This window comes from Parashewanella hymeniacidonis, from assembly GCF_016900895.1.
Lineage (GTDB): Bacteria > Pseudomonadota > Gammaproteobacteria > Enterobacterales > Shewanellaceae > Parashewanella > Parashewanella hymeniacidonis.
In genome coordinates this window covers 1-16,669 of record NZ_JAFEUN010000029.1, presented here as the reverse complement: position 1 = coordinate 16,669, position 16,669 = coordinate 1, and the positions used below count along the sequence as shown (strand labels likewise).

Annotated in this window: 13 protein-coding genes; 4 read left to right on the top strand and 9 right to left on the bottom strand. The window is 39.8% G+C overall.

Annotated features, from left to right (window positions below):
• Position 1 precedes the first annotated feature (1 nt).
• The 6 genes from ispF to mazG all read right to left on the bottom strand — a co-directional run bounded on the left by ispF (position 2) and on the right by mazG (position 5,768).
• Positions 2–481, bottom strand: coding sequence for a 2-C-methyl-D-erythritol 2,4-cyclodiphosphate synthase (gene ispF, locus JQC92_RS07800; protein WP_204999122.1), 480 nt, complete (start codon positions 479–481; stop codon positions 2–4).
• The gene (gene ispD, locus JQC92_RS07795) at positions 478–1,191 is read right to left on the bottom strand and encodes a 2-C-methyl-D-erythritol 4-phosphate cytidylyltransferase (protein ID WP_204999121.1); all 714 of its coding nucleotides are present in this window, start codon (positions 1,189–1,191) and stop codon (positions 478–480) included. Before ispD ends, ispF begins: the two co-directional genes overlap by 4 nt.
• 5 nt (positions 1,192–1,196) lie before the next feature.
• Positions 1,197–1,499: a cell division protein FtsB gene (gene ftsB / locus JQC92_RS07790; RefSeq protein ID WP_129947280.1), complete on the bottom strand. Its 303-nt coding sequence runs from the start codon at positions 1,497–1,499 to the stop codon at positions 1,197–1,199.
• Positions 1,500–1,742: 243 nt separating this feature from the next.
• Complete coding sequence (gene eno / locus JQC92_RS07785; RefSeq protein WP_204999120.1) at positions 1,743–3,038, bottom strand: phosphopyruvate hydratase; 1,296 nt, start codon at positions 3,036–3,038, stop codon at positions 1,743–1,745.
• A gap of 165 nt (positions 3,039–3,203) precedes the next feature.
• Positions 3,204–4,835, bottom strand: a complete 1,632-nt coding sequence (locus JQC92_RS07780) for a CTP synthase (RefSeq protein WP_204999119.1) — start codon at positions 4,833–4,835, stop codon at positions 3,204–3,206.
• A 150-nt stretch (positions 4,836–4,985) separates the two neighbouring features.
• Positions 4,986–5,768 (bottom strand): nucleoside triphosphate pyrophosphohydrolase, encoded by a 783-nt coding sequence (gene mazG, locus JQC92_RS07775; protein ID WP_204999118.1) that lies wholly within the window; start codon positions 5,766–5,768, stop codon positions 4,986–4,988.
• 108 nt (positions 5,769–5,876) lie between these two features.
• Between mazG and JQC92_RS07770 the strand changes: the two genes are divergently transcribed.
• Positions 5,877–6,245 (top strand): hypothetical protein, encoded by a 369-nt coding sequence (locus tag JQC92_RS07770; protein WP_204999117.1) that lies wholly within the window; start codon positions 5,877–5,879, stop codon positions 6,243–6,245.
• A gap of 25 nt (positions 6,246–6,270) precedes the next feature.
• On the opposite strand, the gene relA is transcribed toward JQC92_RS07770, so the two are convergent.
• Both relA and rlmD read right to left on the bottom strand, forming a co-directional pair.
• Positions 6,271–8,484, bottom strand: a complete 2,214-nt coding sequence (relA, locus tag JQC92_RS07765; RefSeq protein WP_204999116.1) for a GTP diphosphokinase — start codon at positions 8,482–8,484, stop codon at positions 6,271–6,273.
• Between the two features lie 40 nt (positions 8,485–8,524).
• Complete coding sequence (gene rlmD, locus JQC92_RS07760; RefSeq protein ID WP_204999115.1) at positions 8,525–9,850, bottom strand: 23S rRNA (uracil(1939)-C(5))-methyltransferase RlmD; 1,326 nt, start codon at positions 9,848–9,850, stop codon at positions 8,525–8,527.
• Between the two features lie 107 nt (positions 9,851–9,957).
• On the opposite strand from rlmD, the gene barA reads away from it, so the two are divergent.
• From barA to recN, 3 genes are all read left to right on the top strand, one after another.
• Positions 9,958–12,780, top strand: a complete 2,823-nt coding sequence (gene barA, locus JQC92_RS07755) for a two-component sensor histidine kinase BarA (protein ID WP_239480463.1) — start codon at positions 9,958–9,960, stop codon at positions 12,778–12,780.
• Positions 12,780–13,376 carry a YjaG family protein gene (locus JQC92_RS07750; protein ID WP_204999114.1) on the top strand — a complete coding sequence of 199 codons (597 nt, stop codon included), beginning with the start codon at positions 12,780–12,782 and terminating at the stop codon, positions 13,374–13,376. The genes barA and JQC92_RS07750 overlap by 1 nt, the downstream gene beginning before the upstream one ends.
• A gap of 196 nt (positions 13,377–13,572) precedes the next feature.
• The gene (gene recN / locus JQC92_RS07745) at positions 13,573–15,231 is read left to right on the top strand and encodes a DNA repair protein RecN (protein ID WP_204999139.1); all 1,659 of its coding nucleotides are present in this window, start codon (positions 13,573–13,575) and stop codon (positions 15,229–15,231) included.
• Between the two features lie 52 nt (positions 15,232–15,283).
• Here recN and JQC92_RS07740 read toward each other — a convergent pair.
• The coding region (locus JQC92_RS07740) for a TonB-dependent receptor domain-containing protein (RefSeq protein ID WP_204999113.1) at positions 15,284–16,669 on the bottom strand (1,386 nt) is incomplete at its 5' end.

The window sequence follows — 16,669 nt, the reverse complement described above, 5'->3', positions numbered from 1 at the left end:
TTTAAAGAGCCTGCATTAATACGACTGCTTCAACGGCAATCCCTTCTTTACGTCCTGTAAATCCAAGTTTTTCTGTGGTTGTCGCTTTTACGTTTATTGAGTCGATATTAGAATCTAAGTCTAAAGCTAAAATGTTACGTATAGCTTCAATGTGTGGTGCCATTTTAGGTACTTGAGCAATCACCGTGACATCAAGGTTTCCAAGTTTAAAGCCTTTTTCTAATGCCAGTTTATAGCAATGCTTTAGCAGAATTCGACTGTCTGCACCAGAGAACTCAGGATCTGTATCAGGAAAATGCTTGCCGATATCGCCTAACGCCATTGCACCAAAAATAGCATCAGAAATCGCATGTAGAACGACATCACCATCAGAGTGAGCAATTAACCCAACATCATAAGGAACCAGAACACCACCTAACATTAATGGTTGATCGCCACCAAATTTATGTACGTCAAAGCCGTGGCCAATTCTTATCGTCATTCTACGTTTCTCTCATGTTGTTCGATATAAAGGCGTGCTAATTGAAGATCTTCTGCATGTGTCACTTTAATATTATCTGGTCTTCCTGCAACCAAACCAGGAGACTCTCCAGCCCACTCCATTGCTGAAGCTTCATCAGTAATAATCGCACCTGCTTGCAATGCGTTTATAAGGTTCCCCTTCAAAGCATTAATAGGAAACATTTGCGGTGTCATCGCATGCCATAATTGTTCACGACAAACAGTTTCTACAATTTGATTTCTGCCTCCCGCTCGCTTCATCGTATCCCTTACCGGCATGGCTAGTATTGCGCCTTGTGGGAACTGTTGTCTTGACTCAAGCATCAAGTCAATATCAACATGAGTAATACAAGGACGGGCTGCATCATGCACTAATGCCCAAGCGTCGTTGTAACCTTCACTTTGAGCATATTCTATAGCTGCTAGTACAGTATCTGCTCTTTCAGCCCCACCGATGGTTTGAATCAATTTTGGGTGACCAATCTCTTTCAAGTCGGCAAAGTATTCATCTTCCTTGCTAATAGCAACGATCACTTTATCAATTTTTGGGTGCTTTAAAAAAGCACCCAGAGTATGACTTAGTATCGGTTTGTTGTTAATGGATAGGTATTGCTTAGGAATATTGACACCCATACGTTTCCCTACACCTGCGGCAGGAATTATGGCGATAATCTGTTGTGCTTGGCTCATAATACTCATTCTGAGTCGATGAAATGATGTTTTTTCTTGCCAGAGACTACTCGATAAAAAGTTTCACCTTCTTTAACCAATCCAAGTTCATTTCTTGCTCGCTCTTCAATGGCTTCTGTACCACCTTTAAGATCGGCAATTTCTTCTTTTAAGACTTGATTCCTGGCTTTTAATTTATCATTGCTCTGGCTCTGGACTTCGATTTGTTTTTGTAAGCTAAAATACTCCCGCAAGCTATTCTCACCCTGCCATAGGCGATACTGCAACATTGCTAATAAAACAAATAAACTTGCGTATAAAAATCTCATAAAATCAAATAATACCAACTAAATTGAAAGTAAACTAACCTGAACTTGAGATTATAAAATCAATAATGTATTCATTGTAAAGCTAAACATTAAAACCTATTCTACAATGCAGAGATTTTGTGTAGTTCTAGGCACTTCAGCCCAAAATAGTTAAACTATACCCAAAAATTAAGGCCACCTAAATGGGTGGCCTTAAGATATATCAATTATGAGCGACTCGCTTCATGTTAGCAAGCCAAACAATTAGTGCTTGCAGTTAATTTCTGCTAAACCACGGTAAGCGGCTTTTTCACCTAATTGCTCTTCGATACGAAGCAGTTGGTTGTACTTAGCAACACGGTCAGAACGGCATAGTGAGCCAGTCTTGATTTGACCTGCAGCGGTACCCACAGCTAAATCTGCAATAGTTGCATCTTCAGTTTCACCACTACGATGAGAAATAACTGCTGTGAAACCCGCTTCTTTCGCCATACGAATTGCCGCTAACGTTTCAGTTAGGGAACCAATTTGGTTGAATTTAATTAGGATTGAGTTACCAATCTTATTCTCAATACCACGAGCTAAAATCTTAGTGTTTGTTACGAATAAATCGTCACCAACTAATTGAACTTTGTCACCCATGATTTGAGTTTGGTATGCCCAACCATCCCAATCTGACTCGTCTAGTCCATCTTCGATAGATACAATCGGATATTCGTCAGCGAGCGACTTAAGGAAGTCAGAGAAACCATTTGCATCAAATACTTTACCTTCACCAGAAAGATCGTATTTACCATCTTTGTAGAACTCAGATGCTGCGCAATCAAGTGCTAGCGTTACATCTTTACCTAAATCGTAACCAGCAGCTGAAACCGCTTCTTTAATAACAGCTAAAGCATCAGCGTTTGATGCTAGGTTAGGTGCGAAGCCACCTTCATCACCTACTGCAGTATTAAGACCTTTGTCTTTTAATACTTTCTTCAGTGCGTGGAAGATTTCAGCACCCATGCGCAAAGCTTCACGGAAACTTTTAGCACCAACAGGTTGAACCATGAATTCTTGAATATCAACGTTGTTGTCAGCGTGCTCACCACCGTTTAGGATGTTCATCATAGGCACTGGCATAGAGTACTGGCCGGCTGTACCATTTAGCTCAGCGATGTGAGCGTATAGTGGCATACCTTTGAATGCTGCAGCCGCTTTTGCGTTTGCTAAAGATACCGCTAGGATAGCGTTCGCACCTAACTTATCTTTGTTTTCAGTACCATCAAGGTCAAGCATTACTTGGTCAACGTCTGCTTGAGCCGTTGCATCTTTTCCAACTAGCGCTTCAGCGATTAAGTCATTTACGTTTTCAACCGCTTTTAACACGCCTTTACCTAAGTAACGAGCTTTGTCACCATCACGTAATTCTAACGCTTCACGGCTGCCCGTTGATGCACCTGATGGCGCTGCTGCCATACCAACAAATCCACCTTCTAAGTGAACTTCAGCTTCAACAGTTGGGTTACCACGTGAATCCATGATCTCGCGACCAATTACTTTGATAATCTTAGCCATTTTAATCCTCGATTTTTGACTTAAATTTGAAATTTTTAAATTCATTAAAAAATGAAAAGTTCATTCTTGTAACAGCTACAAAATAAAAACTGTTATAAGAATCGACCTTTACAAGGAAATAAGCCGGAGAAATAAGCTCCGGCTCCATAATTCAATTTTTAAAGGTTATTGTTTCTTTTGAAACTCAGCTGATGCAGCAATAAAACCTTCAAATAATGGATGTCCATCTCTTGGTGTAGAAGTAAACTCAGGATGGAATTGACCAGCAACAAACCATGGGTGCTCTGGTAATTCGATCATTTCTACTAATTTCTTATCAGAAGAAAGACCACTGAATGTTAACCCTGCTTTTTCTAGCTGCTCAACAAAATTGTTGTTCACTTCAAAGCGATGGCGATGACGTTCTATACACGTTTCTGAACCATAAGCTTGTGCCGCTTTCGAACCTTTCTTAAGATGACAAAGCTGTGCACCTAAACGCATTGTGCCACCTAAATCAGATGCTTCATCACGCTGCTCGATCTTACCTTCTTTACCAATCCATTCCGTGATCAAGCCCACAACTGGGAAAGGTGACTCCTTGTTAAACTCGGTTGAGTGCGCATCTTTCATACCAGCAACGTTACGAGCGAACTCAATCAGCGCTACTTGCATACCCAAACAAATACCAAAATATGGAACGTTATTTTCACGCGCATATTTGGCAGCAAGAATTTTACCTTCAACACCACGCTCACCAAATCCACCAGGAATAAGGATGCCGTCTAAGCCTTCAAGCACTTCATCGCCTTTAGCTTCAACAGTTTGTGAATCAACATACTTGATCGTTACCGATACACGATTTTTCAACCCCGCATGTTTAAGTGCTTCGTTAACCGACTTATATGCATCTGGCAGTTCAATGTATTTACCCACCATGCCAATCACAACTTCTTCAGTTGGGTTAGCTTCTTGGTAAATTACGTTTTCCCACTCTGAAAGATCAGCTTCTTTACACGTTAAACCAAAACGAGAAGTCACAAGCTCATCTAAACCTTGAGACTTAAGTAACGCTGGGATTTTGTAAATGCTGTCTACGTCTTTTAATGAAATGACGGCGCGTTCTTCAACGTTACAAAACAGCGATATTTTCGCTTTTTCATTGCTTGGGATGGCACGATCACCACGACAAACCAATACGTCTGGCGCAATACCGATAGAACGTAGCTCTTTAACCGAGTGCTGAGTCGGCTTCGTTTTTACTTCGCCCGCAGCACCTAAGAAAGGAACTAACGTCAAGTGCATGAATAACGTGCGCGCACGACCTAATTCAACACCTAATTGACGAATTGACTCTAAGAAAGGAAGTGACTCAATATCACCGACTGTACCGCCAATTTCAACGATGGCTACGTCATGGCCTTCACCACCAGCAAGCACTTTATCTTTGATCGCATTCGTGATGTGTGGAATAACCTGAATGGTTGCACCTAAGTAATCACCACGACGTTCTTTACGAAGTACTTCTTCATAAATACGACCCGTAGTGAAGTTATTTAGACGATTCATCTTGGTGCGAATAAAGCGCTCATAATGGCCAAGGTCTAAATCCGTTTCCGCCCCATCCTCAGTAACGAATACTTCACCATGCTGTGTTGGGCTCATGGTGCCTGGATCAACATTAATATATGGATCCAATTTCATTATAGTGACGTTAAGCCCTCTGGCTTCTAGAATCGCTGCTAATGATGCTGCTGCAATGCCTTTACCTAGTGATGAAACCACACCACCAGTTACGAAGATATACCTTGTAGTCATGCTGAACCTGAGAAAATGAAATTGAAAATAAGGTGCTTAGATCAATCCTATTCACATATTTTTTGAGTGTGAAAAAGTGGAAGATTTGTGAGCACTAGGACGGGAAAGCAGTTTACCAAAACTGCACCCCCTTAACAATTACGTTTTAGATTATTTTTCAGAATTCTTAACTGAATTCCAATATGAATCCAGTTGTTCGAGATTAAGTTCGGACATCACTTTGTTATCTTGTATAACAGCCACTTCAACTTGACGAAAGCGAGTTTCAAACTTGTGGTTAGCTTGTCTAATAGCTTCCTCAGGTTCAACCTCAAGATGGCGAGCGAGATTGACCACAGAAAAAAACAAGTCACCTAATTCATCTTTCAACCTTTCTTTATCGACTGAAGGTTGCTCGACTTCTTCCATCACCTCTTGCAACTCCTCGGTGACTTTAGCCGACACATCATTGATGTTATCCCAGTCAAAGCCTATCGAAGCAGCTCGTTTTTGAATTTTATGCGCTCTCGATAATGCTGGTAACGCTATTGGAATATCGTCAAGCACAGAGTCTTGTGACTTCTTTTTACGCTCTGTAAATTTCAATTTTTCCCAATTAGCTTGCTCTGAGCCTTGTAACTTTGCATCTTCAAACACATGAGGATGGCGACGAATCAACTTGTCATGAATGCGCTGCACTACATCATCAAACTCAAAGCGCCCTTCTTCCTTGGCAATTTGGCAATAGAACACCACTTGAAACAACAAGTCACCCAATTCATCTGGCAGTTCATCCCAAGATTCTCGCTCAATCGTGTCTGCGACTTCATAAGCTTCTTCTAAAGTAAAAGGCACGATAGAAGCATAGGTTTGTTTGATGTCCCACGAGCATCCGAATCCAGGATCCCTCAGCCTCTCCATAATAGATAAAAGATCTGAAACTTTTTTTGTCATAGGTTTTATTTAAAAATATGATGTAATGTTAATATTATGTCCACATTAAATTTAAAATGCTTGTTTTATAATAGGTAGCTCAACTCTCTCTATAAGGATTAACTACTTATGGGCGCTCCTTTTTTGGCATCTTTTGATAATGGCAACATCAAGTTTTATGATAATGCCATAACTCCAGATACAAGATGCGTCAATGAAGCAGACCAATATGGTAAGGTTAGATTACCCAATAATTTTGATGCCTTATGGTCAATTAATGGGAAGCCTGTCTCCGTATGCATCACTGCACATTGGCATTTTCATTCAGCAGTTGGTGATTTTAGGAAATTTGATATTACAACAGAACAAGAAGTAAGCAGCGAGATAAAAGCTAAAATGGAAGACGCACTCACTCTCAATGACTTTGCATGCATGAAAAAGGAAATCCCAGAAAACGTAGACAATTTTCTACATAAGTGGCTTTATTACAGCAACTAAAATCTTGCAACAATGCCGGATATCCTTAAAAACGCTCCGCCTCAAACACACCTTCAACTTGTTGAAGTTTGGCAATTAATTTACTGAGAGTATCGACGTTATAAAGCTCTAAATGCACTTCAACAGTAGCAGTCTGCTTTTTAACGTCAGACGCTGAACTCATATTAAGCACATTAGCTTTCTCTGAAGCTAGAACCGTTGTGACATCACGAAGTAAGCCCGTTCTATCACTGGCGATGACACGCATTTTAACTTTGAAGCCACCAGAGTAATTTTCGCCCCAAACCACATCTACAACACGTTCAGGGTTTTGACGCATTAATTCTTTTAATTGTTCACATTCATGACGGTGAACCGAAATACCACGACCTTTAGTGATAAAACCAACGATTTCATCACCCGCTACTGGCTGACAGCAGCGAGCAAGGTGCGTCATTAAGTTACCCACACCATTAACTTCTATTTGGCCTTTGCTTTGACCAGAACTGCGTGCTTGACCTTTCTTCAGTAAATCTTCAACGGCTGCTGAAGCATCATGCTTATCCTTGTTTACTTGGCGACTTTGTACATGGTTTACGACCTGATTAAGCCGAACATCACCGCCACCGATGCCCGCAAGCAAGTCTTCAAGGCTCAGCATGTTAAAGCGTTCAACTGCACTTTCGGCATCTTTGACCGTTAGGCCTAAACGAGAAAGTTCTGCTTCAAGCATTTCTTTGCCAGCAATGGCATTTTTATCTTTATCTTGTTGCTTAAACCAATGTTGAATTTTAGAGCGAGAACGAGAGGAACGAATGTATCCTAGGCTTGGATTGAGCCAGTCACGTTTCGGACTAGGTTTTTTGGCGGTGATGATGTCAACTCGCTCACCCGTCTGAACTTGATAAGTAAATGGTACAATACGACCATCAACCTTCGCACCAATACAACGATGGCCCACTTGAGAGTGAACATAATAAGCAAAATCAAGTACCGTACAGCCCGCAGGCAAATCGACAACTTCCCCTTTAGGTGTAAATACATAGACACGATCTTCAAAGACTTGGCTTCGAACTTCATCCACTAAACTGCCACTTTCAGAAACATCTTCTTGCCACTGAAGAATTTTACGCAACCAGTTAATTTTTTCTTCATAGCCACTTTGCTTGCCAGAACTGCTACCTTCTTTGTATTTCCAGTGAGCTGCAACACCTAACTCAGCATCTTCATGCATTGCTTCTGTACGAATTTGAATTTCAACCGTCTTACCTTCAGGCCCTACAACGATCGTATGAATTGACTGATAACCATTTGGTTTTGGGTTAGCTACGTAGTCATCAAATTCTTTTGGTATATGATGAAAAAGCGTATGAACAACACCTAATGCGCTATAGCAATCTTGCAAACGGTCCGTAACGATACGAACGGCTCGTACATCAAACAACTCATCAAATTTTAAATCTTTACCCTGCATCTTTTTCCAGATGCTATAGATATGCTTAGGGCGACCATACACTTTGGCTCGGATATCTTCTTTATCTAATTCCGCTTGTAGATTTGAAACGAAAGATTCGATAAAAGATTCGCGATCGAGACGCTTGCCGTCTAACTTTTTTGCAATTTCAATGTAAGTTTGTGGGTGAAGATATCTAAAAGACATATCTTCAAGTTCCCATTTAAGCTGACCAATGCCTAAACGGTTCGCTAAAGGTGCGTAGATATCTGTTATTTCTCGGGCTAGTAACACTCTTGTTTCTTCATCGTCATTTTTAACTTTACGAAGTAAACAAACACGCTCTGCTAGTTTAATGACCACGGCTCGTACATCCTCAACCATCGCCAGTAACATCTTGCGGATTTTATCAATTTGGGATTCTGAAGCCTTGTTGTTTGGAGAAGTTTTTAAGGCACTAATTGCACTCATTGTCCCAGCGCTATGCACTAAAGTTGCGAGATCTTTACCAAAAAAAACTAGTATTTTTTCGTGGTCAAGCTTACCTTCTTGTAATAAGACGTATAGTACTGCAGCTTGAAGTGTCTCAAGATCCATATGCAAAGGCGCTAAAATCTCTACCATTTCTCTGGCATAGGTAAAGGTTTCACCTTCAAGTAAAATACTTCCATCTTTTTGAGCTTCAGTTAAGGTTTCGAGAAAAGTCAGCAGCGATTTTGCGTCATCATCCGAGTGAAGATAACGACCAATCCAATCTTTAAGATTAAAATTCTGATTTTCTAAATGTGTTTCTCGAACCGTTACCATTTATAACTTCCTTTTGGTATTAACCACAAAACTATTAGAATTAAGACTCTCTTGTAAAAAGCGCCATAGCTTCAATATGATGAGTCTGAGGAAACATATCAATCATAGACAATTTCTGCAATTCATATCCATCATCAATCAATAACTTTGAGTCTCTTGATAAACTTGCGGGATCACAAGACACATAAACAATACGTTCAGGGTTCATCTTTCTTACTTTTTGCAGGGCTTCATAAGCGCCTGCCCGTGCAGGATCTAATAGCAACTTGTCCACTTTGCCATACCACGCTTTTTCAGTGATATCCGATGTTAAATCACACTCATAAAACTCTGCATTTTCAATATGATTTGTTCGCGCATTTTGCTTAGCTTGCTCTACAGCCGCATCAACACCTTCAATACCCACAACTTTGTCGCATAGCTTAGCTAATGGCAGACTAAAATTACCCATTCCACAGAACAGGTCTAATACTCGGTCACTGCTGTTTGGTTTAAGCCAATCAATGGCTTGTGCAACCATCTTCTGATTAATATCACCGTTAACCTGTACAAAGTTTCCTGGGTTAAACGCTAATGCAGTATCATTCACTTTATAGATAGGTTGTTTTTTTTCACCAAAAAGTTGTTCTATCTCGTTATCATGTTGAAGCTGCAAAATAACGTTATGGCTAGCTGCAAAGTTCTTAAGCAAGCTCTTATCCGATTCCCCAATTGCTTTAGGAGTGCGTATGACCACAAAAATTGCATTCTCTCCAGCAATTAATTCAACATGTCCAATCGTTCTAACGCCTTTCAGTTGATTCAGAACTAATGACAAGGGCTCAATCAATATCGATAGTTTCGGCGCAATCACCATACAAGTTTTAATCGATTCAATTTCATGACTCGCAAGTTGACGAAAACCCACGATTAACTGTTTTTTGTTTGTATCAAAGTAGGTAGCAAGTTTTGCTCGACGTCGATAATGCTTATCTTCGCCCTCGATGATAGATACAATCTCAGGTTCAATACCCGTCAATTTACTAAAAATTTGCTTGAGCGATTCAACTTTATGTTTTCTTTGGTTTTCAATTTTTAGGTGCTGTAAATCGCAGCCGCCACAATGATTAAAATGTGGGCACTCGGGCTTAATGCGTTCATCACTCTCTTCAATGACATTAAGTAACTTACCTTTTGCGAACTTTTTCTTCTGCTCTACGAGTTGTAATTCGACCTTTTCTGATGTTAATGCCCCCGGAACAAACACAACTTTACCTTGATGATGCGCAACCCCTGCACCTAAATGATCGAGCTGACGGATTTCCATTGTCATTTTTGGTGATGTTTTCTTTGAATTTCGGGGTTTATTTTTAAAAAACTGCGCCATATTTGCCTCAAAATGGATAAAGTATTAGCATCTGAGGTTCATCAGAACTTCTCAGAGCTAGATTGCGGAAAACGGGAAGCTAAAACAACAATAATAAAGAGTATTCTTTGCAAGATTTTAATAACGGATTTCAAACTTCAAAAACTAAAATTGATTCCGACGCTTCAAAAAGTAATTTGCGGGTATGGGTGTTACTTTTAGCTCTCATCCCCACTTTGGTAATGGGTATTGTACTCGCCACGATCTTCACCGTAAACAAAACATACGATGAAGATTCGCAAGTGAAAGATAGAATCAAACGAATTACAGATCCTGTTGCACTATCACTGGCAATCTCTATCAGTAACAATCAACGAGATGAAGCGAAAAGACTATTAACCAACTTGCAGTTAAATGAACGTGGCTTTGTTCGCTCAATCTCTGTTTTTGATGACCAAAATCAACTCTTCGTCACCTCCCACTTTCAAGGTGAAGTAGATGGAATGCGTTATGAAAACTCTTTAATTACTCTGACAAAACAAGAATTACAATACATAGGAAATGACATTCTTGTTAGAGCCCCTATTTTTAAATTATCTGATGATGAACGCTCGAAACTGGATCAACCGCACTCAAAATTCAAACCGGGACCTATGCTCGGCTATATTTCTATTATTTTCGACAATGAAAAGGCCACAGAAGGACACCATACATCTATCATTCTTGCGTTTATTGTCGTGCTTTGTGGTGTTCAAATAAACTTACTGTTTACGATTCGTTTAGTTCGTTATTTCACTGGGCCAATATCAGAAATAACCAGTTTAATTACTCACGTTCGCTATGGCACTAATGTGTCACTTATTGATAAGTCGTATATTTCTGAACTTGATACAATGAAAGAAGGAATCAATTACCTCGCCCACTCAGTGCAGCATTACCGAACAGAAACCGATGAAAGTGTTCAGCAAGCTACTGGGGATTTGTTGAAAACTCTTGAGCAAATTGAGATTCAAAACGTTGAATTAGATATGGCTAAGAAGCGAGCTCAGGAAGCCAGTAGAACAAAATCTGAATTTTTGGCTAATATGTCTCATGAGTTGAGAACGCCACTTAATGGCGTTATTGGTTTCTCTAAGCAATTAGCCAAGACGCCCCTTCATTCGAGTCAATTAGAATACATCCAAACCATTGAAAGAAGTGCGAACAATTTACTCAGTATCATTAATGACATTCTCGATTTCTCAAAGCTTGAAGCCGGAAAGATGGTCATCGAAAACATTCCATTTGGATTGAGGGATTGTCTAGATGAAACGCTTGCGATTATATCTACATCGGCTCATGAAAAAGGCCTAGAAATCGTTGTTGACGTTGAAGCGGATGTTCCGGATAACGTGAACGGCGATTCCATGCACCTTAATCAAATTATTACAAACCTAGTCGGCAATGCCATTAAGTTTACCGACGCAGGAAGCATTAGCGTTAAAGTTTCACTGGAATCTAGTCACCTGAATAAAGTTATTTTACGTTTTGAAGTTCAAGATACAGGCATTGGAATTAGGAAAGAACATCAAAAAAACCTATTCCAAGCTTTTACTCAAGCCGAGTCATCCATATCAAGAAGGTTTGGTGGCACAGGTTTAGGATTAATCATCACTCAACGTTTAGTGAGTTCATTAAATGGAGAGATTTCATTCTCATCCAAAGAAGGTTTTGGTTCAAAGTTTTGGTTCACAATGCCACTTGAACTTTGTCAATTTAAGCTTGGTGATTCAATACCCATTAAATCATTAAGTAACAAATCAATACTCATTTATGAGACGCGTACCCTATCATCCAATATGCTCGCAAAGAAGATGCGCTTGTGGAACATTCATTATCGTATGGCAACATCATTAGATGATTTAAAAGCGAAGCTCGCTTCTTCATTAAGTTTTGACTACCTCATTTTAAGTTGTAATGGTTTATGCCATGAAAAAGAAGTATCTGCCATTCTCGACATCGCTCAACCTAAAGTCGGACGCGTATTTTTGCTGCATGACTGCCACCAGAATGAACAAGACATCGAGAAACTAAGAGGCTCTGTCGATGGCATCATTTCAACACCGTTTACTGACCTAGCACTCGCTAGACAGCTTCTCTATTCACAAAATACTGAACAGCCAGCTGAGCCAATCGATATAAAGCAGCCTATCGTTAATGATAGAAAGAGCCTTACTGTTTTAGCTGTTGATGATAACCCGGCTAACTTAATGCTGATTAAAACCTTACTTGAGGAACTGGTTACCAATGTCGTTACTGCAGCCAGTGGTGCTGATGCGGTAAAAATATCTCAAAGTCAACGCTTTGATTTAATCCTGATGGATATTCAAATGCCTGATATTGACGGTATTGCGGCTACTCAATTAATTAGGGAAAAGTCGGTCAATCGCAATACGCCTGTAATTGCGGTTACAGCACACGCTATAGACGAAGAAAAACAAAAAATTCTTAGCAGTGGCATTGAGGGGCACCTACCAAAACCTATCGATGACAAAGCACTCAGTAATGTGATTGATAAATGGGTTGTGCGCCCTAAGTTTACCCACTTTGATGTTCACACATTAAATTGGGAATTATGCTTAACTCAAGCAAGCCAAAAACAAGAGCTTGCAATTGAAATGCTAAAAATGTTGCTCGATACGATGCCTGAAACAACTCAACTTATTGATGAAGCGTTAGAATCTAGAAACAATGAAGCTATGCTTGCCATTATTCATAAGTTACACGGTGCTTGTTGCTACTGCGGAGTGCCAACTACCCAGAAGCTTTGTCAGCAAATTGAGTCTTCCTTGAAGCAAGGGCATACAGCGGAAATGCTAGAACCTGAAATTCTTGAGTTACTTGATGAGTTAACTAAGGTAGAATCTGCAATTAAACAAGTGATTTCGCAGCTGTCGTCGGAAATTAGTTAATGACTAAAAAAACAGGCTTTTTTAAGCGCCTTAAAGCGCTTAGTCTTCCTCAAAAACAACTCTTTGCCATCGCACTTTGTCAAAGAATGTATCCAAATTATCAGCTTTTTTCTGAAGTCTGTGAATTTGGTAACCCACAAGTTTTAGATACGACTTTAAACCTTTTATGGCAAAAGCAGTATGATAATAAACTTAAACTGAATATCGATATTTACTTAGAGCGTTTAGACGAAGTTGCGCCTGAACCAGTAGATTTTGATTCTTATGGTGTTTTCCCTGCTTTAGATGCAGTTTCTGCATTAATTGCTCTACTCAGTGCAATACAAAGTAAAGTAGAAGATGATATCACCAACATCAGTAAGCTTTCTTCTAGTACAGTGGCTAATTACATCGAAGCTACTTGTGAACAAGAATTAAGCGAAGCGGCACTGGATGATTATGTTTTTGAACATCCAGCTATGAATGAAGAACGTGAGCTGCAATCAATGCTGTTAGATGTCATTGAAGAAAACAAGATATCATCAGCCTTTGTAAAAGAACTTCGTAAAGAAATTGTCGATAGTGGCATTTCAAATATTGGTATTAGCGTAGGCTAACAACCAAGCAATACACAGAAAGCCAGCGCTTATGCTGGCTTTTTTGTCTCTGTCTTTTATCGAATTTTTAGCAAAAGCTATTTACTGTATATAAAATCAGTATATACTGTTTATCAGTACAGTAGTTTTGATAATGACTGATCAATTACCTTTCTCAACATATTGAATAGTAATGGATGCTAACAGGGACAACATTATGCTTTGCCAACTGAGTATCAACAATTTCGCTATCGTTCGTTTTTTAGAGCTCGATTTCAGTAAAGGGATGACGAGTATTACTGGCGAGACTGGCGCAGGTAAATCTATCGCTATTGATGCGCTAGGACTCTGCCTTGGAAACCGTGCAGATACACATGCTGTGCGCCCCGGTGCCAATAAAACAGAAATATCAGCGACGTTCAATATTGATAAACTCCCTCTGGCAAAAAGATGGCTCGAAGATCAAGATCTTCATAGTGATGAAGAATGCATTTTAAGAAGAACCATTACTTCTGAAGGTCGCTCTCGCGCATACATTAATAGCAACCCTGTTCCACTTTCACAGCTCAAGTCAATTGGACAGCTACTTATTGCCGTTCATGGTCAGCATGCTCACCATGCGATGCTAAAAAATGAACACCAATTAGATCTTCTTGATAGTTACGCTAATCATCAGGGGTTACTTAATGATGTTGAGAAACAATATAAAAATGTTAAGCGTATTGAGTCTGAGCTAAAACAGCTATTTGCTTCCCAAGAGGAACGTAAAGCTCGCCAGCAATTATTAGAATACCAAGTGCAAGAATTTGATGAGTTTGATTTGAAAGAAAATGAGTTTGAACAAATTGAACAAGAGCATAAAAAGCTTGCCAACAGCACAGACCTAATAAGCCATTGCCAGCAGAGCTTAAGCTTACTCTGTGACTCTGATGAAAATATTGAGTCAATGCTTAACCAAGCGAGTTCGCTTGCTGCTGATCTCGAATCATTTGACCCAGATCTTAAAACCGTCGGAGAAATGCTGAATAATGCGTTGATTCAAATTCAGGAAAGTAGTGGTGAAATTCAGCATTATTTAAGCAACTTAGAACAAGACCCAGAGCATTTTGAGTACATTGAACAAAGACTCTCAAAAACAATGCAACTTGCTCGAAAGCACATCGTCGCGCCAAACGAACTCTTCTCTCATCATCAGTCAGTTAAAACCGAACTTGAACAAATCTCTTTAGATGAAGGCAAGCTTGATGATATGCACCTCATTCTTGATTCTGCCATAGACAAGTATCAGCGAGCAGCAAAAAGGCTTAGCCAAAGCCGAAAGCGATACGCTAAAGAGCTCGATAAACTGGTTACTCAGTCTATCCATCAACTTAATATGCCTAAAGGGAAGTTTGAGATTGAAGTGAACCATAGTGAGGAAAACATTTCAAACATCGGTGGAGACAGTATCGAATTTTTAGTAACAACCAATCCAGGGCAACCTCTGCAGCCTATTTCTAAGGTTGCTTCTGGCGGCGAACTTTCAAGAATAGGGTTAGGCATTCAAGTGATTACCGCTCAGAAAGTATCTACACCTACGCTAATATTTGACGAAGTTGATGTTGGTATTTCAGGCCCTACTGCAGCAGTAGTTGGCAGAATGCTAAGAAGCCTTGGCGAATCGACTCAAGTATTTTGTGTTACTCACTTGCCACAAGTCGCAGGTAATGGTCATCAGCATATGTTTGTTAACAAGAAGTCAGCTAAAGGACAAACTGAAACTTCTATGACTCCGTTAAATAAAGAGCAAAGAATCGAAGAGCTAGCTCGGTTATTGGCTGGGGATACCATCACGCAAAGCTCATTGGCAAATGCTCAGGAGCTTCTAATTCATTAATAATAAAGGCTTGCCCTTTGGCAAGCCTTTATTTGCTTTAAAATTTTATACTTTAAAACTTATACGATGCGTTCACATACCAATAACGGCCTTGGCCACTGTGAACATTTGTAGAGAATCCCATAAACTCGTTATAAATAAATGGTGGTTCTTCATCAAGTAAGTTCGTTGCACCTAGAGTTAATACCGTATTCTCAACGCCATAATAACTCACTCGCGCATCTACAGTTATCATCGAATCTACATCTCTCAATACTGTACCGTCTTTTTGAATTCGCACAGACTCATCTTGCTTAAATTCACCGATATAATTCAATGATAAATTAGAAACAAAATCATCAGTTTTCCAATCTGCTCCGGCTCTCCAACGGAATTCCGGCTGCTCAAAATCACCTTCGACAGTATCTATTCGATAACCGCCATTACCATCATTACGCTTGTCTTCATATGAGATGATGTAATTAAGTGCATATGAAAAATTAAAGTCACCAGCACCGGTCTCTAATTGATAATTTACATCAAGATCGATACCTGAAGTATCAAGGTTACCAATATTTTGGAAAGTATCAAAAATGCGAACTACTTCACCAGGATCTCCAGCTACGCCAGTAGGAATACGCTCAACCACTGAAGGGTCTGTTCCAAAGTTACTCAATACAAATTGAGTATCAGAATCGATGATATTTTCAATTTTGTAATTGTAATAATCTACAGAAAAGTCCAAATCCTCAGTAATATTAAAAATGACACCTAAGTTATAACTTTTTGATTCTTCAGGTTGTAAGTCAGGGTTACCTTCAAACTCTGCAGTGAACTCAAAAGGTTCACATCCAAGCCCAACTAGAGCACAACGCGCTTTATCCACCAGAGTTGGAGATTCATCAGTTTTTCCTAGACCAAGCTGATGCAGTGATGGAGCTCTAAATGCCGTACCATATGACCCCCGGAAGGAAAGATCTTCCATCGGATTCCATAAGAAACTAACTTTAGGATCCGTCGTATTACCGAAGTCACTGTAGCGTTCGTGTCTTAATGCGAATTGAAGTTCGAACGTATCATGTAAAGGTATGGCTAATTCGGCGTAAATGGATTTATTGTCTCGACTACCATTAGCTTGAGTCGCCTCAGTACCAAACACCTCTCCACGTAAGTACTGATCATCTGGATTGTCAGAAATCGACTCTTTACGATATTCAGCACCGAAAGCTAACAAAACATCGCCAGCATCCATTTCCATAATGGGTCCTGAAATCGTTGCATCTATCGATCTCATTGTAGATTTACCAATACGGGTTGTCGTGGTTTCGATATAATCGGGACTGATCAGATCTATATGATCTAAAGTCACAAATACAAGCGAGCTCGCCAGAGCAGGAAGTCCAACTCTGGTGATAAATATCAAAAGCAAATTTGTTTTTAGTGAGCGTTTCCAGAAGGA